At 73.9% G+C, this 19,864-nt stretch carries 22 protein-coding genes and 1 tRNA gene; 18 read left to right on the forward strand and 5 right to left on the reverse strand.

Annotated elements, in window-relative coordinates:
- Positions 1–34 precede the first annotated feature (34 nt).
- Positions 35–688, reverse strand: coding sequence for a nucleotidyl transferase AbiEii/AbiGii toxin family protein (locus tag ACN267_RS08525; RefSeq protein WP_204959760.1), 654 nt, complete (start codon positions 686–688; stop codon positions 35–37).
- The gene (locus ACN267_RS08530; protein WP_281897471.1) at positions 685–1,017 is read right to left on the reverse strand and encodes a hypothetical protein; all 333 of its coding nucleotides are present in this window, start codon (positions 1,015–1,017) and stop codon (positions 685–687) included. Before ACN267_RS08530 ends, ACN267_RS08525 begins: the two co-directional genes overlap by 4 nt.
- Before the next feature lie 362 nt (positions 1,018–1,379).
- On the opposite strand from ACN267_RS08530, the gene fdh reads away from it, so the two are divergent.
- From fdh to ACN267_RS08570, 8 genes are all read left to right on the forward strand, one after another.
- Complete coding sequence (fdh, locus tag ACN267_RS08535; protein WP_421488363.1) at positions 1,380–4,685, forward strand: formate dehydrogenase; 3,306 nt, start codon at positions 1,380–1,382, stop codon at positions 4,683–4,685.
- Positions 4,678–5,760 carry a 4Fe-4S dicluster domain-containing protein gene (locus tag ACN267_RS08540; RefSeq protein ID WP_204959764.1) on the forward strand — a complete coding sequence of 361 codons (1,083 nt, stop codon included), beginning with the start codon at positions 4,678–4,680 and terminating at the stop codon, positions 5,758–5,760. The genes fdh and ACN267_RS08540 overlap by 8 nt, the downstream gene beginning before the upstream one ends.
- The gene (gene nrfD, locus ACN267_RS08545; RefSeq protein WP_421488364.1) at positions 5,757–6,926 is read left to right on the forward strand and encodes an NrfD/PsrC family molybdoenzyme membrane anchor subunit; all 1,170 of its coding nucleotides are present in this window, start codon (positions 5,757–5,759) and stop codon (positions 6,924–6,926) included. Before ACN267_RS08540 ends, nrfD begins: the two co-directional genes overlap by 4 nt.
- Positions 6,927–6,970: 44 nt before the next feature.
- Positions 6,971–7,066 (forward strand) — tRNA-Sec (locus tag ACN267_RS08550).
- Positions 7,067–7,087: 21 nt separating this feature from the next.
- Positions 7,088–8,386, forward strand: coding sequence for an L-seryl-tRNA(Sec) selenium transferase (gene selA, locus ACN267_RS08555; RefSeq protein WP_421488365.1), 1,299 nt, complete (start codon positions 7,088–7,090; stop codon positions 8,384–8,386).
- Positions 8,387–8,388: 2 nt separating this feature from the next.
- The gene (gene selB, locus ACN267_RS08560; RefSeq protein WP_421488366.1) at positions 8,389–10,146 is read left to right on the forward strand and encodes a selenocysteine-specific translation elongation factor; all 1,758 of its coding nucleotides are present in this window, start codon (positions 8,389–8,391) and stop codon (positions 10,144–10,146) included.
- A 73-nt stretch (positions 10,147–10,219) separates the two neighbouring features.
- Positions 10,220–10,417, forward strand: coding sequence for a hypothetical protein (locus ACN267_RS08565; RefSeq protein WP_204959768.1), 198 nt, complete (start codon positions 10,220–10,222; stop codon positions 10,415–10,417).
- A gap of 77 nt (positions 10,418–10,494) precedes the next feature.
- Positions 10,495–10,686 carry a hypothetical protein gene (locus ACN267_RS08570; RefSeq protein WP_088645872.1) on the forward strand — a complete coding sequence of 64 codons (192 nt, stop codon included), beginning with the start codon at positions 10,495–10,497 and terminating at the stop codon, positions 10,684–10,686.
- An 11-nt stretch (positions 10,687–10,697) separates the two neighbouring features.
- On the opposite strand, the gene ACN267_RS08575 is transcribed toward ACN267_RS08570, so the two are convergent.
- The gene (locus ACN267_RS08575; protein ID WP_421488367.1) at positions 10,698–11,351 is read right to left on the reverse strand and encodes a hypothetical protein; all 654 of its coding nucleotides are present in this window, start codon (positions 11,349–11,351) and stop codon (positions 10,698–10,700) included.
- 131 nt (positions 11,352–11,482) lie between these two features.
- Here ACN267_RS08575 and ACN267_RS08580 point away from each other — a divergent pair, with 131 nt between their 5' ends.
- Complete coding sequence (locus tag ACN267_RS08580) at positions 11,483–11,683, forward strand: hypothetical protein (RefSeq protein WP_421488368.1); 201 nt, start codon at positions 11,483–11,485, stop codon at positions 11,681–11,683.
- An 84-nt stretch (positions 11,684–11,767) separates the two neighbouring features.
- Here the strand turns inward: ACN267_RS08580 and ACN267_RS08585 are convergent, their stop codons facing one another.
- Positions 11,768–11,977, reverse strand: a complete 210-nt coding sequence (locus tag ACN267_RS08585) for a phosphatidylethanolamine-binding protein (RefSeq protein WP_204959771.1) — start codon at positions 11,975–11,977, stop codon at positions 11,768–11,770.
- An 84-nt stretch (positions 11,978–12,061) separates the two neighbouring features.
- A complete protein-coding gene (locus tag ACN267_RS08590; RefSeq protein ID WP_421488369.1) occupies positions 12,062–12,964 on the reverse strand; it encodes a universal stress protein in 903 nt (300 codons plus the stop codon).
- 145 nt (positions 12,965–13,109) lie between these two features.
- Here ACN267_RS08590 and ACN267_RS08595 point away from each other — a divergent pair, with 145 nt between their 5' ends.
- The 9 genes from ACN267_RS08595 to ACN267_RS08635 all read left to right on the forward strand — a co-directional run bounded on the left by ACN267_RS08595 (position 13,110) and on the right by ACN267_RS08635 (position 19,806).
- The gene (locus ACN267_RS08595; protein ID WP_204959773.1) at positions 13,110–14,285 is read left to right on the forward strand and encodes a PP2C family protein-serine/threonine phosphatase; all 1,176 of its coding nucleotides are present in this window, start codon (positions 13,110–13,112) and stop codon (positions 14,283–14,285) included.
- A gap of 47 nt (positions 14,286–14,332) precedes the next feature.
- Positions 14,333–14,803 (forward strand): MarR family winged helix-turn-helix transcriptional regulator, encoded by a 471-nt coding sequence (locus ACN267_RS08600; protein WP_204959774.1) that lies wholly within the window; start codon positions 14,333–14,335, stop codon positions 14,801–14,803.
- Positions 14,804–15,081: 278 nt separating this feature from the next.
- A complete protein-coding gene (locus ACN267_RS08605) occupies positions 15,082–15,714 on the forward strand; it encodes a CDP-alcohol phosphatidyltransferase family protein (RefSeq protein WP_204959775.1) in 633 nt (210 codons plus the stop codon).
- The gene (locus ACN267_RS08610; RefSeq protein WP_204959776.1) at positions 15,711–16,664 is read left to right on the forward strand and encodes a DUF881 domain-containing protein; all 954 of its coding nucleotides are present in this window, start codon (positions 15,711–15,713) and stop codon (positions 16,662–16,664) included. Before ACN267_RS08605 ends, ACN267_RS08610 begins: the two co-directional genes overlap by 4 nt.
- Positions 16,661–16,993: a small basic family protein gene (locus ACN267_RS08615; protein WP_007071104.1), complete on the forward strand. Its 333-nt coding sequence runs from the start codon at positions 16,661–16,663 to the stop codon at positions 16,991–16,993. The genes ACN267_RS08610 and ACN267_RS08615 overlap by 4 nt, the downstream gene beginning before the upstream one ends.
- 9 nt (positions 16,994–17,002) lie before the next feature.
- Positions 17,003–17,956 (forward strand): DUF881 domain-containing protein, encoded by a 954-nt coding sequence (locus tag ACN267_RS08620; protein ID WP_421488370.1) that lies wholly within the window; start codon positions 17,003–17,005, stop codon positions 17,954–17,956.
- A gap of 53 nt (positions 17,957–18,009) precedes the next feature.
- Positions 18,010–18,390, forward strand: a complete 381-nt coding sequence (gene gcvH / locus ACN267_RS08625) for a glycine cleavage system protein GcvH (protein ID WP_204959778.1) — start codon at positions 18,010–18,012, stop codon at positions 18,388–18,390.
- Positions 18,391–18,607: 217 nt separating this feature from the next.
- Entirely contained in the window at positions 18,608–19,060 is a 453-nt protein-coding gene (odhI, locus tag ACN267_RS08630; protein WP_145919984.1) for an oxoglutarate dehydrogenase inhibitor Odhl, read from the forward strand.
- A 50-nt stretch (positions 19,061–19,110) separates the two neighbouring features.
- Positions 19,111–19,806 (forward strand): MerR family transcriptional regulator, encoded by a 696-nt coding sequence (locus ACN267_RS08635; RefSeq protein WP_204960313.1) that lies wholly within the window; start codon positions 19,111–19,113, stop codon positions 19,804–19,806.
- Positions 19,807–19,864 lie beyond the last annotated feature (58 nt).

The raw sequence follows: 19,864 nt of genomic DNA on the forward strand, positions 1-19,864 counted from the left end.
CCGCCGGGCCGGGACGCCGGCCCCGGCCCGGCGGTCAGCGGGGCCAGTCGGCCAGCCGGCGGCGGACCTGCGCGATCCGCGCCGGGTCCAGGCCGTAGCGGGCGAGCCGCCGGTCCGGCAGCCGGTCCAGGTAGCGGCCGGCGGCCCGGACGTCCTCGTCGGCCAGCGCCGGGTCCACCTGCCGGGCCAGCCTCAGCAGCTCGGCGACCGGGTACTGCGCCAGCGCGGCGGCGACGTCGATGTAGTCGCGGGCCTCCCGCCGGTTGACCAGGGCGGCGGTCTTGTTGGCGATCAGGTCGCGGACGTCCATCACCGGGCCGAGGTCCATCACCACCGGCGAGCGGTACCGGTCGAGGCGGGCCAGGCTGAGCCGGATCTGCCGGTCGTCCCGGCCGACCACGAAGTCCCGGATGTCCCGGTCGAAGCCCTCGAACAGGTCACCGAGGTCGCTGTCCGGGTCGGCCGCCGCGACGGTGTACCCGGCACGTTCCAGCGCGGCGCACACCTCCGCCGCCGCGGCCTCGGCGGCCCCCTCCACGTCGGCGAACAGGTCGACGTCCTCGGTGGGGCGGGTGACCAGGCCGTGCGCCGCCCACGCCACCCCGCCGCCGAGGACGAACCGGTGCGGCCCGGCCGCGGTGAGGGCGACCCGGGCGACCTCCCGGTAGAAGTCGTGCAGGTGGGTCACGCGGTCCGCAGACCCCGGTGCCGGCTCTCCCAGGCCGACCGGACCCCCCGGGGCAGGTTGAGCCGCCGCCACACCCGGCGCAGGGTGCGTCCGTCGATCAACGCCCGCAGGTCGTCGGCGCGGGTGGTCTCGCGCAGCACGTTCTCGTACAGCCAGAGCAGGTCGTCCGGGTCGGCCAGGTCGAACGTGCGCTCGCTGCTCCACATCAGCCGCACCGGCAGCTCCACCGTCCCGCCGGTGGGGCCGGTGAGCTCCGCCAGGGTGCGCGCCACCACCACCGGCCGGCCCGGCCGGGCCAGCGGGGTGGCGGTCGCCAGGGTGGCCTGCATGCTGTCAGGGTAACGCCGCCGCGACCTGCTCCGGCACGCGGCTTTCCGCAGGACGTCGTCGGCCGTGCCCGTCGCGACCCGGCGGGCACGGCCGACGCGGGGTATCCTGGTCGGCAGGAGCGTCGGTGTGTCCAGTGTCCCCGGGCCTCACCTGAATTGCCGTCGCGGAGTTCCGTTCGGCTGGAGCCGCGTTGCGCCACGCGCCGAGAGGCGACATGCACACCGGCGCTCCGCCACCGTGATCGCTGCCCCCGACCGGACCGGTCGGGGGCAGCGCCGTGTCGGTGGGCAAAGATCCTCGCATCCTCCGCCCCGCTGGCCTATGTTCAGAGGGTCGGATCAGGCGGGGAGGGAGGGGCGCGGTGGGTCTGCGTACCTTCATCGCGGGCTGGCCGGTCTACCGGCAGCTCACCGGCACCGACCCGCTCGGCCGGGGCGCGGCGGCGCAGTCGGACCGGTCCGCCGGGTTGACCGCCCGCACCGAGACCGCCGACCGGGTGGTCCGCTCGGTCTGCCCGTACTGCGCGGTCGGCTGCGGGCAGCGGGTGTACGTCTCCGACGGGCAGGTCACCCAGATCGAGGGCGACCCGGACAGCCCGATCTCCCGGGGGCGGCTCTGCCCGAAGGGCTCGGCCAGCCGGAGCCTGGTGACCAGCCCGCTGCGGCAGACCACGGTCCGCTACCGCCGGCCGTATTCCACCGAGTGGGAAGACCTGGACCTCGACACCGCGCTGGACATGATCGCCGATCGGGTCCTCGCCGCCCGCGAGCAGACCTGGGAGGACGTCGACGGCGACGGCCGGCCACTGCACCGCACGCTGGGCATCTCCAGCCTCGGCGGGGCGACGCTGGACAACGAGGAGAACTACCTCATCAAGAAGCTGTTCACCGCGATGGGGGCACTCCAGATCGAGAACCAGGCCCGCATTTGACACTCCGCCACCGTCCCCGGTCTGGGGGCCAGCTTCGGTCGCGGTGGCGCGACGGACTTCCAACAGGACCTCGCCAACGCTGACGTCATCGTCATCCAGGGTTCGAACATGGCCGAGGCCCATCCGGTGGGCTTCCAGTGGGTCATGGAGGCCAAGCGGCGCGGCGCGAAGGTCTTCCACGTCGATCCCCGGTTCACCCGCACCAGCGCGGTGGCCGACGCGTACCTGCCGATCCGGGCGGGCACCGACATCGCCCTGCTCGGTGGGGTGGTGCGCTACATCCTGGACAACGAGCTGGACTTCCGGGAGTACGTGCTGGCGTACACCAACGCGGCGACGATCGTCAGCGAGCAGTTCGCCGACACCGAGGACGGCGACGGCCTGTTCTCCGGCTACGACCCGAACACCGACAGCTACGTGCAGACCAGCTGGCAGTACGCCGGGCACGAGGGGGACTCCGGCAGCGGGCACACCGCCAAGGAACGCGACGGCGCGGCGGGCCTGGTCCACGAGTCGCACGGCGCGCAGGTGCACGGGCAGGCCCAACGGGACGAGACGCTCCAGCATCCGCGCTGCGTCTACCAGATCCTGCGCCGGCACTTCGCCCGCTACACCCCGGAGATGGTGGAGCGGGTCTGCGGCATCCCCCGGGAGAAATTCCTGGAGCTGGCGCGGGCCTGGACGGAGAACTCCGGCCGGGACCGCACCGGCGCCCTGGTCTACTCGGTGGGCTGGACCCAGCACAGCGTCGGCGTGCAGTACATCCGCACCGGGGCGATCATCCAGTTGCTGCTGGGCAACATGGGTCGTCCGGGTGGTGGCATCCTGGCGTTGCGCGGGCACGCCAGCATCCAGGGCTCCACCGACATCCCGACGCTGTTCAACCTGCTGCCCGGCTATCTGCCGATGCCGCACCACGCCGACCACCCGACGTTCGACGACTGGGTGGACAGCATCCGCCACCCCGGGCAGAAGGGTTTCTGGGGCAACGCGCGGGCGTACGCGGCGAGCCTGCTCACGGCGTACTGGGGGGACGCGGCGACGCCGGAGAACGACTTCTGTTACGACCACCTGCCCCGGATGACCGGCGACCACGGCACCTACCAGCAGGTGCTGAACATGATCGACGGCAAGATCAAGGGGTACTTCCTGCTCGGCCAGAACCCGGCGGTCGGCTCGGCGCACGGGCGGGCGCAGCGGCTCGGCATGGCCAACCTGGACTGGCTGGTGGTCCGCGACCTGTTCATGATCGAGAGCGCCACCTTCTGGAAGAACGGCCCGGAGGTGGCCACCGGCGAGATCGTCCCGACCGAGTGCCGCACCGAGGTGTTCTTCCTGCCGGCCGCGTCGCACGTGGAGAAGGAGGGCACCTTCACCCAGACCCAGCGGCTGTTGCAGTGGCGGGACAAGGCCGTCGAGCCGCCTGGCGACGCCCGCTCCGAGCTGTGGTTCTTCTACCACCTGGGGCGGCGGCTGCGGGAGAAACTGGCCGGCTCCCCCCACCGGCGCGACCGCGCCCTGCTCGACCTGGCCTGGGACTACCCCCTGCACGGCCCGCACGCCGAGCCGAGCGCCGAGTCGGTGCTGCGCGAGATCAACGGCTACGACGTGGCCACCGGTCGCCCGCTGTCCTCGTTCACCGAGGCCAGGGACGACGGCTCCACCGCTGTGGGCTGCTGGATCTACTCCGGCGTCTACGCCGACGGCGTCAACCAGGCCGCCCGGCGGAAGTCCCGGCACGAGCAGGACTGGGTGGCCGCGCAGTGGGGTTGGGCGTGGCCGGCGAACCGGCGCATCCTCTACAACCGGGCGTCGGCCGACCCGCAGGGCCGCCCGTGGAGCGACCGCAAGAAGTACGTCTGGTGGGATCCGCAGGCGGGCGAGTGGACCGGCTACGACGTGCCGGACTTCGAGAAGACGAAACCGCCGACGTACCGCCCGCCGCAGGGGGCGTCGGGCCCGGCGGCGCTGGCCGGCGACGACCCGTTCGTCATGCAGGCCGACGGCAAGGGCTGGCTGTACGCGCCGAGCGGGGTGCTCGACGGTCCGCTGCCGACGCACTACGAGCCGGCGGAGTCGCCGATGCGCAACCCGCTCTACGGCCAGCAGGCCAACCCCACCCGCAAGGTCTACGCCCATCCGGTGAACTCGGTGAACCCGAGCCCGCCGCAGCAGCACAGCCAGGTCTTCCCGTACGTGTTCACGGTCAGCCGGCTCACCGAGCACCACACCGCCGGGGCGATGAGCCGGACGGTGCGCCCGCTGGCCGAGCTGCAACCGGAGATGTTCGTGGAGGTGTCCCCGGAGTTGGCCGCCGAGGCGGGGCTGGCCCATCTCGGCTGGGCGCACCTGATCAGCGCCCGCGCCGTGATCGAGGCGAAGGTGCTGGTCACCGACCGGCTCACCCCGTTGCGGGTGGACGGTCGGGTGATCCACCAGCTCTGGCTGCCGTACCACTTCGGGTACGAGGGGCTGGTCACCGGCGACTCGGCCAACGACCTGTTCGGCATCACCCTGGACCCGAACGTGCTCATCCAGGAGAGCAAGGTCGGCACCTGTGACGTCCGGCCGGGCCGGCGACCGACCGGCCCGCCGTTGCGGGACCTGGTGGAGGACTACCGTCGACGTGCCGGCATCGTGCCCGGTGAGCGTCCGCCGACGGTGACGACCCGGGTCCGCCGGCCGGCGGGTCGCAGCGACGACGGGCCACGGGAGAAGGGCGCCGACCATGCCTGACGGCAACAGCCTGTACGGCCCGCTCGATCCGGCCCCGGACGCGGGCTGGACGTCCGCCGGCCCCCGGATGGGGTTCTTCACCGACACCAGCGTCTGTATCGGCTGCAAGGCCTGCGAGGTGGCCTGCAAGGAGTGGAACGCCGTCCCCGAGTCCGGCTTCGACCTGCTCGGCATGTCGTACGACAACACCGGCGCGTTGACCGCGAACTCCTGGCGGCACGTGGCCTTCGTCGAACAGCCGGTCCCGGCCGGGCACCGCAGCGCGGCGTTCGCCGGGAACCCGACAGGCGGTTCGGCGGCCGCGACGTCGGCGGCGGTCGCCGCCGGCACCGGCAGCACCGGCGGTACCACCCCGGGCGTACCCCCGGGTGACCCCGACGCCGCCGCCCGGATGGCCAGCCCGACCACCGCCACCCCGGACGCCACGGCGGCCGGGTCGGCCACCCGGTTCCTCGGGATGCCGGGGGCCGCGCCACCCGGCCGGGGCACCGGTGCCGAGTCCCGCACCGACTTCCGCTGGCTGATGATGTCGGACGTCTGCAAGCACTGCACCCACGCCGCCTGCCTGGACGTCTGCCCCACCGGGTCGCTGTTCCGCACCGAGTTCGGCACCGTCGTGGTGCAGGAGGACATCTGCAACGGCTGCGGCTACTGCATCTCCGCCTGCCCGTACGGGGTGATCGATCAGCGCAAGGGCGACGGCCGGGCGTGGAAGTGCACGTTGTGCTACGACCGCCTCGGCGCGGGGATGACCCCGGCCTGCGCCCAGGCGTGCCCGACCGAGTCCATCCAGTACGGTCCCCTCGACGAGCTGCGCGGGCGGGCCGCGCAGCGGGTCGCCACGCTGCACGAGCGGGGCGTGCCGGAAGCCCGGCTCTACGGTCACGACCCGACCGACGGTGTCGGCGGCGACGGCGCGTTCTTCCTCCTCCTCGACGAGCCCGAGGTGTACGGCCTGCCCCCGGACCCGGTGGTCACCACCCGGGACCTGCCCCGGATGTGGCGGCGGGCCGGGCTGGCGGCGCTGGCCATGACGGCGGCGGCCGTCGCCGCGTTCGTCGGAGGATCGTCGTGAGCGCGGGCCGGATCCCGGTGGGGGAGCGGTTCCGGGGCTTCCGTGCCCGGCTCGCGGCCGACGGCGTGCGCTCCTCCACCCGGCTCGGCCACGGCGCGAAGGTCGGTGCCGGGCCGGCCGGAGCCCTCGGCCCGGCCGACGCCGCCGACGCGCCGGTCGTCGTACCGCCCCGGGACGTGCCGCCGGTGGCGCGGCGGCGGGGCGGGCGCGGCGGCGAGGAACTGCGCGTGCCGGAGGCGGAGTTCACCTCCTACTACGGCCGGCCGATCCTCAAGGCCCCGGTGTGGCGGTGGGACATCGCCGCGTACCTGTTCACCGGCGGGTTGGCCGCCGGGTCGTCGCTGCTGGCCGCCGGGGGGCAGCTCACCGGCCGGCCGGCGCTGCGCCGGGCCGGTCGGGTCACCGCGTTGGGCGCGGTCGCCGCCAGCGCCTACTTCCTGATCCACGACCTCGGTCGGCCGGCCCGGTTCCACCACATGCTGCGGGTGGCGAAACCGACCTCGCCGATGTCGGTGGGCACCTGGATCCTCACCGCCTACGGTCCGGCCGCCGGGTTGGCCGCCGTCGCCGAGGGTGCACCGCTGCTACCGGCACGCGGGGTGTTCTCCCCGGTGCGTCGGCTGCTGCCGCCGGCCGGGCAGGCCGCCGGGCTGGCCGCCGCCGTCGTCGCGCCCGCGCTGGCCACGTACACCGGGGTGCTGCTGGCCGGCACGGCGGTGCCGTCCTGGCACGAGGCGTACCCGGAGCTGCCGACCATCTTCGCGGGCAGCGCCCTGGCCAGCGGCGCCGGTGTGGGGCTGCTCGCCGCGCCCTGCGCCCAGGCCGGGCCGGCCCGTCGGATGGCGGTGGCCGGGGCGGCCCTGGAGCTGTGGGGCGCGCACTCGGTGGAGACCCGGCTGGGCCTGCTCAGTGAGCCCTACCGGCTCGGTACGGCGGGTCGGTTGCTGCGCGCCGGTCGGCTGCTCACCGCCGCCGGGGTGGTCGGGGCGCTGGCCGGGCGGCGCAGCCGGGTGCTGTCCGCGCTGTCCGGCACGGCGCTGCTGGCCGCGTCGGTGGCCACCCGGTTCGGCATCTTCCACGGTGGGGTGGCCTCGGCGCGGGATCCGAAGTACACGGTGCTGCCGCAGCGCGAACGCTTCCGCCGCCGGCAGTCCGGGCTGGTCTGACACCCGCCGCACCAGCGGGGCGGGCCTGTGGTTGACTCGGGGGCGGAGGCGTTCAGGCGGCTGGTGCCCCTCCCAGCCTTCAAAGCTGGTGTGGTCCGGGATCCGGGCCAGGCGGGTTCGATTCCCGTCCGTCTCCGCCAACCACCGGGGGGATGACACGCATGGGTGAGGCGGCGGCCGATCCGCGTCGGCGGGTGCCCCGCACCGACACGCTGCTGGCCGATCCGGCGTTGGCCGCGGCGGTGGCGACCCTCGGCCGGGCCCGGGTCAAGGCGGCCGTCGGCCGTGCCCAGCAGCGGGCCCGGCACGGCGAGATCACCCCCGGCGAGGTCCGCGACGCGGCCCTCGCCGCGCTGCCCGCCCCGACCCCCCGGGCGGTGCTCAACGCCACCGGGGTGGTGCTGCACACCAACCTCGGCCGGGCCGTGCTCTCCCCGGCCGCCGTCGACGCGCTGGTCGCCGCCGCCGGCAGCACCGACGTGGAACTGGACCTGGTCACCGGCCGGCGGGCCCGGCGGGGCCGCGACGCGCTGGCCGCGCTGGCCGCCGCGGTGCCCGACGCCGCAGCCGTGCACGTGGTCAACAACGGGGCGGCGGCCCTGGTGCTCGCCGCGACCGCGCTGGCCGCCGGCCGGGAGATCGTGGTCAGCCGGGGCGAACTGGTGGAGATCGGCGACGGGTTCCGCCTGCCCGACCTGCTGGCCAGCACCGGCGCCCGGCTGCACGAGGTCGGCACCACCAACCGCACCACCCGCGACGACTACGCCCGGGCGGTCGGCCCGGACACCGGGTTCGTGCTGAAGGTGCACCCGTCCAACTTCGTCGTCACCGGCTTCACCTCGGCCGTCGGGGTCGACGAGCTGGCCACCCTCGGCGTGCCGGTGGTCGCCGACATCGGCTCGGGTCTGCTCACCGCCGATCCGCTGCTGCCCGCCGAGCCGGACGCGGCGGGCACCCTGCGGGCCGGGGCGCACCTGGTCACCGCCAGCGGCGACAAGCTCCTCGGCGGCCCGCAGGCCGGGCTGCTGCTCGGCGACGCCGACCTGGTCGACCTGGTGCGTCGGCACCCGCTGGCGCGGGCGCTGCGGGTCGACAAGCTGACCCTCGCCGCGTTGGCGGCCACCCTGCACGGGCCGACCACTCCGACCCGCGACGCCCTGCACGCCGACCCGGCCGTGCTGCGGGACCGCTGCGAACGGCTGCGCGACGCCCTCGGCGCGGCGGGCCGCAAGGCCGAGGTGGTGCCCAGCGTCGCCGTGGTCGGCGGGGGCGGCGCACCCGGCGTCGAGCTGGACTCGTGGGCGTTGAGCCTGCCCGAACGGTACGCCGCCGCGCTGCGGCTGGGTGATCCACCGGTGCTCGGCCGGGTGGTCCGGGGACGACTGCTGCTGGACCTGCGCTGCGTCCCCGCCGACGCCGACGACACGCTGCGCGACGCGGTGCTGCGGACGGCCGACTAGAGATGCACGTCCTCGCCACCGCCGGGCACGTCGACCACGGCAAGTCCACACTGGTCCGGGCGTTGACCGGGATGGAACCGGACCGGTGGGCCGAGGAACGCCGCCGGGGCATGACCATCGACCTCGGCTTCGCCTGGACCACCCTGCCCGGCGGCGACCCGGTCGCCTTCGTCGACGTGCCGGGGCACGAACGGTTCGTGCCGAACATGCTGGCCGGAGTGGGGCCGGTGCCGGCCGCGCTGGTGGTGGTCGCCGCCGACGAGGGGTGGATGCCGCAGTCGGCCGAACACCTGGCCGCCCTGCACGCCCTCGGCGTGTCCCACGGGCTGCTGGTGGTGACCCGGGCCGACCTGGCCGATCCGGGGCCGGCGACGGCGCAGGCCCGCGCCCGGCTCACGGCGACCTCGCTCGGCGCGGTGGAGGCGGTGGCGGTCAGCGCCGTCACCGGCGTCGGCCTGCCGCAGCTGCGCGCCGCCCTGGACCGGCTGGTCGCCCGGCTGCCTGCGCCGGACACCGCCCGGCCGGTGCGGCTGTGGATCGACAGGGCGTTCACCATCCGGGGCAGCGGCACCGTGGTCACCGGCACCCTCGGCGGCGGCGAGCTGCGCGTCGGCGACCGGTTGACGCTCGCCACCACCGGTGAACCGGTCCGGGTGCGGGGCCTGCACCGGCTGGGGACGCCCGCGCAGCGGGTCGCCGCAGTGGCCCGGGTCGCGGTCAACCTGCGCGGGGTGCCCCGGGAACGGCTCGGGCGCGGCGACGCGCTGCTCACCCCCGACCGGTTCCACCGCACCGACCTGGTCGACGTGCGGCTGGCCGGTGATCCGGCAGGTGACCTGCCGGCCACGCTGACCCTGCACGTCGGGTCGGCGGCCGTTCCCGCCCGGGTCCGGCCGCTGGGCGGCGACACCGTACGGCTGCGGCTGGACCGTCCGCTGCCGCTGCTGACCGGGGACCGGGCGTTGCTGCGTGACCCGGGCCGGCACCACGTCTGCGGTGGGGTGACGGTGCTGGACGTGGCCCCGCCGCCGCTGTCGCGTCGGGGCGCCGCCGCCGCCCGCGCCGCCGTCCTGGCCGACCTGGACGGGCGTCCCGACCTGGCCGGTGAGCTGCGCCGCCGGCGGCTCGTGCGGGCCGCCGAGCTGACCCGGATGGGTGTCACCGGCGACGCCACCCCGGTCGTCGGGGACTGGTTGGCCGACCCGGGGCACTGGCGGTGGCTGGGGGTGCGGCTGGTCGAGGAGGTGACCGCCTGGGCGGCGGCGCACCCGCTGGAGCCGGACGCCCCGACCGAGGCGTTACGCCAACGCCTCGGCCTGCCCGACCGGGCTCTGGTGGAGGCGCTGGTCCGGCCGCCGTTGACGCTGCGGGCCGGCCGGATCGGCGTCGGCGTGCCCGGGCTGCCCGAGCCGGTGGCCCGCGCCCTCGACCGGGTCCGGGGCGAGTTCGCCGCCCACCCGTTCCGCGCCCCGGAGGCCGACCGGCTCACCGCGCTGGGCCTGGGCCCCCGGGAGGTGGGCGCCGCCGTGCGGGCCGGTGCGCTGCTGCGGCTGGCCGACAACGTGGTGCTGCTGCCCGACGCCGCCGACGCCGCGGTGCGGGTGCTCGCCCGGCTGCCGCAGCCGTTCACGCTCAGCGCCGCCCGGCAAGCCCTGGACACCACCCGCCGGGTGGCGGTGCCCCTGCTGGAGCTGCTCGACCGGCGCGGGGTGACCCGACGGCTGCCCGACGACGCCCGGCTGGTCGTCGGCTCCGGTTGACCGGCAGGTGTCTGCGTGACGTGATGGCGGCGAACAGCCTCGGGCCCGGCGCGGGGTCGCCTACCGTGACGCCATGGACCCTTCGGCGGTCTGGCGGGACCGGAACCATCGCTGGCGGATCGAGGCGTACCGGGCGCCGGACCTGCGGTTCGCCATCTTCGCCACCAACGGCACCACCGAGTCGGCCCCGCTGTGGTTGTTCGGCATGGCGGCGCTGGCCCGCTGGTTGATGAGCCACGCCATCTCCCTGGACGACCTGGAGACGGTCTGACCGGGGGTGTCGCCCGGACGGGGGAATCCGCTCGGACTGTCCGCCTGCGCGGCGGGGGCGCGCTTACGGTGCGGGGCGTGAAGGACCGAGGAATACGGACATTTCTGGCGGTGCTCGCCGGCCTCGCGGTGATCTACTTCGGGGTGACCGGGCACCGCTCGACCGAAGACGGTGGCGGGGTCTCCGGCGGTGTGGTGCTGTTGGCCCTGCTGGCCGCCCTGCTGGTGTGGTACCTGACCAAGCCGGCGGGCAACAAGCCGGTCGACTGACCGGGCACGCCTCAGCGGGCGGCGGCGGTGCGGGTCACCTCGCCCGCCGACTCCTCACCGAGGGCCACCCGGACCAGCGCCGACGCGAGCCGGCCGAAGTCCGGCTCGGCGACCAACCCGGCCAGCCCGTGCGGGTCGGCCGGCAGACCGAGGCGTCTGGCCCCGGCCAGGGTGCGCCGGTCGGCGTACGGGCGGACGTCCGGCCAGACCGTCTGCGCCTCCCGTAGGAAGATGTCCGCCCCGGTGGGGCCGATCCCGGGGAACTCGGTCAGCCGTCGCCGCAGCGCCGCCGGTTCACCTCCGGTCTCCCGGTGCATCCGCCGCAGGTCGCCGTGCCAGCGGTCCAGGCACAGCCGGGCGCCGGTGCCCAGCATGGTCGCGGTCCGCTCGTCGTAGCGGCGGTAGTGGCCGCGGCCCAGCGCGTCGACCCGGTCCTGCCAGCCCGACGCCTCCATCGCCTGCGGGGTCCGCCAGCCGGCGGCGAACAACTCGCGGGCGGCGGCCACCGCCACCTGGGCCCGGATCCGGGTGCTCAGCAACGTGGTGAGCACCAGCAGTTGGTAGAGCGGACCGGGCCGGTCGGCCAGCGTGATGCCGGCGTCCTCGGCGTAGGTGCTGCCGTGGCGGGCCAGCAGCGTCCGGGCCACCCGTCGGTCGTCTCCCATCACCCGGTACTACCCGCCCTGACGCCGCTCAGCCCTGCTCCGGCGCGGCGGTCGGCATGCGCACCGTCCTGGCGGGTAACCCGGCGGCGGGCGCGGAGCATCCGCGCCCGTCCACCCGGAAGGAGACACCCGTGACGAACGTGCAGCAGCCCGAGATGCGCCGCGACGGGAAGAACCCGACCGTGCAGGACAGCAAGGTGCCGGGCGCGTCCGGTCGCCCGGCCAACCGGGGCAGCTCGGCGGGGGACCGGGGCCGCCCGATGCCCCGTGGCCAGGCGTCCCCGTACGGTCCGGGCGGGTCGACCGCCGACGACGACAGCGACCGCCACTGACCGCGTCGCCGCCCGACCGGGCGGCGACGCACGGACGGCCGGGCCGCCGCCCCGGTTGGCAAGCGGCGGCCCGGCCGCGCCGTCTCACTTCGGGTCGCCGGGTCCGCGTTCGCCCTTGGGCCCGTAGGCCCGGTCACCCCGGACCATGCCGCGCTGGCCCCGGTCCTCCTGGAGGATCCGGTTGGCCACCTGGTTGGCCTCCTGGTCGGACGCGCGTCCCGACTGTTCGATCAGGTCACGCAGCCGCGCCCGTTCCTTGTCGTACGCGTTGCTTCCCGGCCGTGGTCCTGGCATGTCGCCTCCTCGGTGGTCCGCCTGCGGTACCCGCGCCGACTACCCGTCCCCGGCGCGGTCAACCACCGTCGACCGCGCGGTGGCTCACCGGCCGGTCGACGGTGTGTGGTCGGGGGTGCGTACCACCGCCACCGGGCAGGCGCTGCGGTGCAGCACCCCGTGGCCGACCGAGCCGAGCAGCAGCCCGGCCAGTTCACCGTGGCCCCGACCGCCGACGACCACCAGTTGGGCCCGGTGGGACGCCTCGGTGAGGGCGGCGACCGGGCGGGCGTGCACGGGTTCCCGGTCGATCGGCAGGCCGGGGTGCCGTTCGGTGAGCCCGGCGAGGCTTGCGGTGAGCACGTCGTCCTCCTCGTCGCGCAGCCGGGCCTCGTCGTACACCAGGGGTTGGAAGTCCCCGGGGCCGGCGGAGGCCGGATGGGTGTACGCGTGCACGGCCCGCAGCCGGACCCCGCGTGCGGCGGCCTGCGTGGCGGCGAAGTCCACCGCGGCGCGGGAGGCCGTCGACCCGTCGACCCCGACCACCACCGGTCCGTCGTCGGCCGGGGTGCCCCGGGCGACCAGCACCGGGCAGTCGGCGTGGGTGCTGACCTGGATCGCCACCGAGCCGACGACCAGCGCGCCGAACCCGCCGAGGCCCCGGTCGCCGAGCACGATCAGCGCCGCGGAGGGGGAGGTGCCCAGCAGCACCGCCGACGCCTCGCCGTCGATGATCTCCCCGGTCACCCGGAGGCCGGGGTCGACCGTCCGGGCCTGTGTCACCGCCGTCTCGACGAGGTCCTGGGCGGTGCGGCGCAGGCCGCCGCCGGGTGGGTCGCCGGCGACCGGGTCGACGGGTGTGTGCAGCAGTGGCCAGATGAAGCCGTGTACCACCCGCAGCGGCCGGCGCAGGCGGGCCGCCTCGGCCGCGGCCAGCCGGACGGCGCGCAGCGCCGGTTCCGAGCCGTCCACGCCCACCACGATCGCCGCGCCGTCCGTCGGGTCCACCGTGCGCACCTCCCGCCCGGTTCAGTATCGCGGCTGGCGGGGGCCGGGCGGGCCGATACCGGCACCGTGACCCGCCCGGTGCGGTGCCCCGGGCGGGCCGCTTCGTATGATGCTTGCTCTGTAGCAAGAATTTCGGAGGACAACCATGCCGGACGCGCTCGCAGCGATGTCGCGTGCGCTACGTGAGGCCCCACCCGACCAGGTGGTGGAGGCCGTCGATCGAGCCCTCCGGTCGGAGCTGGCCGCGGTACGGGTCGACGCGTTCCTGGCCGACTACCGGATCAGCGGGCTGTGGTCGGTGCTCGACCCGGAGGTGTCCGCCGGCTCGCTCACCGGTCAGAGCGCCGCGCAACGCTGTTTCAGCGGCCAGCACCCGGTGCGCGACCCGTCCGACGGCGGGCGCTGCCGGGTCTGGGCGCCGCTGACCACCCGGGGGGAGCGGCTGGGGGTGTTCCTGGTCGAGCTGGTGGGCAGCCCGGACCACCCGACGGTGGAGCTGATCGCCGACCTGGCCGTCGACCTGGCCACCACGTTGCGGGCGGCCGACCGGGAGACCGACCGGTACCGGCGGACGCGGCGTCGGGAGCGGCTGAGCATGGCCGCGGAGATGCAGTGGGAACTGCTGCCGGGGCGCAGCGTCACGCACGAGGCGTTCCTGCTGGCCGGGCAGCTCGAACCGGCGTACTCGGTGGGCGGTGACCACTTCGACTGGTCGGTCGACCCGGGGCGGCTCACCCTCACCGTCCTCAACGGTGCCGGCACCGGCCTGGCCGCGGCGATGCTGACCGCGCTCACCGTCAACGCCATCCGCAACGCCCGCCGCTCGGGCGGCGGGTTGGTGGAGCAGGCGGAGCTGGCCTCGGACACGCTGTTCTACCAGCACCGGGGACAGCGGCACGTGGCGACGCTGTTGTTGTCGGTGGACACCGCCACCGGCCGGGCGCGGGCGGTGGACGCCGGTTCGCCGCGGGTGCTGCGGCTGCGGGGGACCACTGTCGAGCGGATCGCCCTAGAGCAGCAGCTGCCGTTGGGCATGTTCGCCGAGACCCGCTACACGGTGCAGGAGTTCGACGTACTGCCCGGCGACCGGCTCTTCGTGGTCAGCGACGGCGTGTACGACGCGCGACCGGGGGGTCAGGAGGCCTACGGTGAGCGGGCGATGGCCCGGTCGATGCGGTCGACTCGGCTGCAACCGGCGACGGAGGCGGTTGGTACGGTGATGCGCGAGCTGTTCGCCTATCATGCCGACACTGATCTACGTGACGACGCCGTCGTCGTGTGCCTGGACTGGTGCGGGCCGGGCGGGCGGCGCGCACGGTGATCGGCCGTCAGCGACTTACGACAGCGGACAATCGCAGGGGACAGCGGGTGGAGCGACCTCCGGATCTTGCTGCGGCGATCGATGCCGCGGCCGAGGCGTTCGTGGGTGTGCTCGATTCGGCCACCTCCCGGCACCAGGTGGCGGTCCCGCCGACCCAGCTGCGGGTGCTCGCGTTGATCCGGGACCGGCCGGAGACGAACGTCAACGGGTTGGCCGAGTTGCTCGACGTGGTGCCCTCCTCGGCCAGCCGGCTCTGTGACCGGCTGGAGGCGACCGGGTTGCTACGCCGCACCCCGGACCCCCGGGACCGGCGGGAGGTGCGGCTGGTGCTCACCGCCGCGGCGGTGACCCTGCTGACCGAGCTGCGGGAACGCCGGCACCGGGCGGTGCAGGCGGTGCTGGACCGGATGCCGCCCCGGGCCCAGCACGAGCTGCTGCTGGCACTGCTGGCGTTCGGCCAGGCGGCGGCCGCGGGCACGCCCACCGCGCAGCCCGACACCCCGGCCCGCACCGCATGAGTCGTTCCGACGACCTCCGCTATTGTCCTAGGATGCCTTAGCGGTGGTGACACACCACACACACCGCCGGACCGCCCCGACAAAAGCGCGCCCCACCCGCCCCGCCAGGAGCGCCCGATATAGTGGCTGCCGGCCCGGGGTGTCGAGCGCCCCGGACCGCACCAGGGGGAGGTCCCGGCCCGGGATCACCGAGACACCGGCACCCGCCGGTCCGGTAAGCGCACGGCTGACCGTGGCGCCCACGAGGGCGCCCGGATCGTGCTGCGGGGGGAGGTTCGGTGTCACGTCGGCCGGCTCGGGCAGAGCATCCGCGCGGACCGGGCGGTGACGCCACGGCCGACCGGGTGTTGACGTTGCCGAACCTGATCAGCTTCGTCCGGCTGCTCGGCGTACCCCTGTTCCTCTGGCTGTTCCTGGTCGTGGAGGCGGACGTGGCGGCGATCGTGGTGCTCGCCATCGGCGGCACCTCCGACTGGGTGGACGGCTGGATCGCCCGCCGGCTCGGGCAGGTCAGCCGCCTGGGCGAGCTGCTCGACCCGCTGGCCGACCGGCTCTACATCCTCGCCACGCTGCTCGCCTTCACCGCCCGGGAGGTGGTGCCGTGGCCGTTCACGGCGGCGCTGCTGGCCCGGGAGGCGCTGCTGCTCGGTTCGTTGGCGGTGCTGCGCCGGCACGGTTACGGGCCGCCGCCGGTGCACTACGTCGGCAAGACCGCCACCTTCCTGCTTTTGGCCGCGTTCCCGGTGCTGCTGCTGGCGGCGGCGACCACGTCGGTGACGGCGACGACCGCCGCGGCCATCGGCTGGGGGCTGGCCTGGTGGGGTCTGGTGCTGTACTGGGTGGCCGGCGCGATGTACGTGGTGCAGGCAGCCCGGCTGGTCCGCGCGGCCCGGCGGGGGGCCGCCGCGTGAGCGCGCCGGGGGACGGGTCGAAGCGGCCGGCGCGGTTGTTCACCCCGGACTTCCTCACCGAGTTGTTCCAGAACCCGCTGGACCCGGGTTACGCCGACGCGGCGGCCCGGCGGCGGCAGGACCCGGCGTCGACCGCCGGGTGGCGGGGCGCGTCCGCGCGGGCGGTGGCGGTCGTGGTGGTGGCCGTGGTGGGGTTCCTGTTCGCGGTGGCGTACCGGGAGACGATGGCCGACGAGCCGAGCCGCAGTCAGGCGCGGGCCGCGTTGATCGCGCAGATCAAGCAGCGGGAGGCGGAGACCGACGCGATGACCGCGCGGGCCGCGCGGCTGCGCGAGGAGGTGGGTCGGCAGCGGGACGCGGCGTTGAGTGGTTCGCAGGCGGCCCGGTTGCGCAACCTGGAGGCGGGCACGGGGCTGGGGCGGGTGCGTGGTGACGGGGTGGTGGTGACGTTGGCCGACGCGGCGGCGCAGGACGACGGCGCGGTCAACGGTGACTCGGCGGCGGGTCCGTCGCGGGTGATCTACTCGGATCTGCAGAAGGTCGCCAACGACCTGTGGGCCTCGGGTGCGGAGGCGATCGCGATCAACGGGCAGCGGTTGACGGCGACGTCGACGATCCGGTCGGCGGGGGCGGCGATCCTGGTGGACTTCCGTCCGGTGACCAGCCCGTACGAGGTGTCGGCGATCGGGCCGCGGTCGTTGCGGGACCGGTTCGACGACAGCCGGTCGGCGTATCTGATGCGTCGGGTGGCCCGGGACACCGGGTTGTCGTTCGAGGTGCGTCGGGCCGGGGACCTCACGTTGCCCGCCGCGCCGGAGCCACGGCTACGCTACGCCCAGCCGTCGGTCAGTCCGAGTCCGTCGCCGGCGGGTTCGGGCGCTGTCGGTTCGTCCGGTGCCGGGTCGTCCGGTCCGGGTTCGTCTTCCCGCCCCTCCGGAGGTGTCCGATGATCGCGGTGCTGGCGTTGCTCGCCGGTGTGGTGCTGGGGGTCTATCTCGACCCGACGGTGCCGGCGGCGTTGCAGCCGTACCTGCCGATCGCGGTGGTGGCCGCGTTGGACGCCGTGTTCGGTGGGGTGCGGGCGAAGTTGGACCGGATCTTCGACGACAAGCAGTTCGTGGTGTCGTTCATCTCGAACGTGCTGGTGGCGGGTCTGATCGTGTATCTGGGTGACCAGTTGGGGGTGGGTGGGCAGTTGTCCACTGGTGTGGTGGTCGTGTTGGGGGTGCGGATCTTCGGGAATGTGGCGGCGATCCGTCGGCACCTGTTCCGGGCGTAGGTTGGTGTCGTGAGCGACGAGCATCGGGAGACGGGTACCGGGTGGCCGCAGCCGGTGGAGCCGGTGCGTCCGGTGGGGCCGGCGGGTGAGCCGGATCCGCGGCCGGACGCGCCGGATGCGGACGAGTTGAGTCCGTTGGTGCCGGGGGAACCGTCGCGGGAGCAGCCGTCGGAGTCGGGTGACGACGACGGGGCGACGGTGAACCTGGCGGAGGTGGCGTCGGCTGAGGCCGGGTCCTCGGCGCAGCCGTCGGCGGGTCCGGTGGGGCGGAAGGTGTCTCCGGCGGGGGTGATGATCGCGGCGTTGCTGGCGTTGTTGGGGTTCACGTTGGTGGTGCAGTTGAAGACGACCTCGACGGATCCGACGTTGGCGGCGACCCGGCAGGAGGATCTGGTGCGGATCTTCTCGGATCTGGATTCCCGGGAGAAGCGTCTGCAGCAGGACATCGAGGGCCTGGAGGACAGCCAGCGGCAGTTGCGTTCGGGTGAGCAGGGTCGGCAGGCGGCGTTGGAGGAGGCGACGAAGCGGGCCGACGAGTTGGGCATCCTGGCGGGTACGTTGCCGGCGCGGGGGCCGGGGTTGGCGGTGCGGTTCGAGCCGGGTGGCAAGCCGATCCGGGCGGACCGGGTGTTGGACGCGGTGCAGGAGTTGCGGGGTGCGGGTGCGGAGGCGATGCAGATCTCGGGTGGGGATCGGGCGTCGGCGCGGATCATCGCGTCGACGTACTTCCTGGACGGGGCGGGGGATGTGTTGGTGGTGGACGGGCGGCCGTTGACGGGTCCGTACACGATCACGGTGATCGGTGATCCGGAGACGATGCGTACCGCGTTGAACATTCCGGGCGGGGTGGCCGCATCGGTTCGCGGTGACGGCGGTAACGTGAGCGTCGAGGATCGTGAGGTTGCCGAGGTTTCGGCGCTGCACGCGCCGTTGAAGCTGGAACACGCCCGTCCGGTCTCCTGACCGGCGCGGCCGCGCCGGGTGGTCCGGTGCACCGATGGATGAGGGACGCGCTGGTGATTCCTGAGGATCTGCGTTACACCGCCGAGCACGAGTGGGTGGTGGGTGCCGAGGGCGGTAACGTCCGGGTGGGTATCACCCAGTTCGCGCAGGATGCGCTGGGTGACATCGTGTTCGTCCAGTTGCCGGACTCCGGTGTGGTGGTGGAGGCCGGTGAGTCGTTGGGTGAGATCGAGTCGACCAAGAGTGTGTCGGAGATCTACGCGCCGGTGAGCGGGACGGTGGCGGCGCGCAACGAGGCGTTGGCCGACACTCCTGAGGTGATCAATTCTGATCCGTACGGTGCGGGTTGGTTGGTGGAGATCGTGCCGGCGGATCCGGCGGCGGTGGACGGGTTGTTGACCGCTGACGCGTACCGTGAGCTCACTGAGAGCTGAGTGGTGTCGTGCCGGGCGTGGGTGATTCTGCCGCGCGTCCGGTTGCCCTGCATTTCGGCGCTGGCTAGGCTCGCCCAGTCGACCGAGAACCCCAAATTGGTGCAGTGTTGGGTAATTGCCTTCGTTGGGCAGGGGGAGCCAGTCGTCGGGTGATCTTCCCGGGGGCCGTACCCGCCGTTATCCTGTGCTGACCGAAACTGATCCGTGAGGTGGTCCCATGACGCGCCCAGGCGACGAGTTCCCCCCGCTCGACGTCACTTCGACGCTCAATCTCGGTTCGTTGGACGAAGTGCTGGAGGGTCCGGACACCGATGTGGTGCCGAGTCGGATGTCCGGCTCGTTGCCGCCGGGTATGGCGCTGCTGGTGGTTCGTCGGGGCCCGAATGCGGGTGCCCGGTTCCTGTTGGACCATGATGTGACGACGAGTGGCCGGCATCCGGACAGTGACATCTTCCTGGACGATGTGACGGTGTCGCGGCGGCATGCTGAGTTCCATCGGGATGCGGGGACGTTCACGGTGCGGGACGTGGGGAGTCTGAACGGCACCTACGTGAACCGGGAGCGGGTGGAGGCTGCCACGTTGAGCAATGGTGACGAGGTGCAGATCGGTAAGTTCCGGGTGGTGTTCATTGCCGGTCCTCGCCCGGAGGAGGAGGCCGGCCGGGGGTGAACGAGCCTGCGGCCTCCATGCCGTCCGGGTCGGCCCGGTCGCACCCGCTGATGAGTATCGGTGAGGTGTTGGGTCAGCTGCGGGTGGAGTTTCCGGACGTCACGATTTCGAAGTTGCGGTTCCTTGAGGCCGAGGGTCTGGTGGAGCCGCAGCGCACGGCGGCGGGGTACCGGAAGTACAGCTGGGATGATGTGGCCCGGTTGCGGTTCGTGTTGACTGCGCAGCGTGATCAGTATCTGCCGTTGCGGGTGATTCGTGAGCAGTTGGCGCAGTGGGACGGTGGTGAGGAGTCGCCGGGTCGGCAGCGGCCGACGTTGGTGGCGGTGGGTCCCGGTGGTGAGGTGCCGGGCCGGTCGGTGGAGGAGCCTGAGTCGCAGGTGCGGCTCGGGCGGGCCGATCTGGTGGCGCGTAGTGGGATCGCCGAGTCGACGTTGGGTGAGTTGGAGCGGCTCGGGGTGTTGGTGCCGGATCCGCCGGGGTGGTATGACGCTGATGCGTTGATCATCGCGCGGGCGGTGGCGGGTCTGGCGGCGTACGGGTTGGAGCCTCGTCATCTGCGGGGTTACCGGTCGTCGGCGGATCGTGAGGTGGGTTTGTTCGCGCAGTTGGTGGCGCCGTTGGCGCGGCAGTCTGATCCGGCGGCGCGGGCGCGGGCGGCGGAGACGGCGCGGGAGTTGGTGGCGTTGTCGCAGCAGTTGCATGCGGCGTTGGTGCGGGTGGGGTTGCGGTCGACGTTGGGTCGGTGAGGGTCGGGTTGGTGTGTGCGGAAGGTTCTGCCCCGGGAAGCGTGCCGTAGGCTTGCCG

The sequence above is a fragment of the Micromonospora sp. WMMD734 genome (assembly GCF_049178975.1).
Classification (GTDB): domain Bacteria; phylum Actinomycetota; class Actinomycetes; order Mycobacteriales; family Micromonosporaceae; genus Micromonospora; species Micromonospora wenchangensis.

What these genes read in the sequence shown, in the direction of transcription:
- ACN267_RS08530 (WP_281897471.1), bottom strand. Translation starts at nt 1,017, where the DNA reads ATGCAGGCCACCCTGGCGACCGCCACCCCGCTGGCCCGGCCGGGCCGG.
- ACN267_RS08540 (WP_204959764.1), top strand. Translation starts at nt 4,678, where the DNA reads ATGCCTGACGGCAACAGCCTGTACGGCCCGCTCGATCCGGCCCCGGAC.
- selA (WP_421488365.1), top strand. Translation starts at nt 7,088, where the DNA reads ATGGGTGAGGCGGCGGCCGATCCGCGTCGGCGGGTGCCCCGCACCGAC.
- selB (WP_421488366.1), top strand. Translation starts at nt 8,389, where the DNA reads ATGCACGTCCTCGCCACCGCCGGGCACGTCGACCACGGCAAGTCCACA.
- ACN267_RS08565 (WP_204959768.1), top strand. Translation starts at nt 10,220, where the DNA reads ATGGACCCTTCGGCGGTCTGGCGGGACCGGAACCATCGCTGGCGGATC.
- ACN267_RS08575 (WP_421488367.1), bottom strand. Translation starts at nt 11,351, where the DNA reads ATGGGAGACGACCGACGGGTGGCCCGGACGCTGCTGGCCCGCCACGGC.
- ACN267_RS08585 (WP_204959771.1), bottom strand. Translation starts at nt 11,977, where the DNA reads ATGCCAGGACCACGGCCGGGAAGCAACGCGTACGACAAGGAACGGGCG.
- ACN267_RS08595 (WP_204959773.1), top strand. Translation starts at nt 13,110, where the DNA reads ATGCCGGACGCGCTCGCAGCGATGTCGCGTGCGCTACGTGAGGCCCCA.
- ACN267_RS08615 (WP_007071104.1), top strand. Translation starts at nt 16,661, where the DNA reads ATGATCGCGGTGCTGGCGTTGCTCGCCGGTGTGGTGCTGGGGGTCTAT.
- odhI (WP_145919984.1), top strand. Translation starts at nt 18,608, where the DNA reads ATGACGCGCCCAGGCGACGAGTTCCCCCCGCTCGACGTCACTTCGACG.
- ACN267_RS08635 (WP_204960313.1), top strand. Translation starts at nt 19,111, where the DNA reads ATGAGTATCGGTGAGGTGTTGGGTCAGCTGCGGGTGGAGTTTCCGGAC.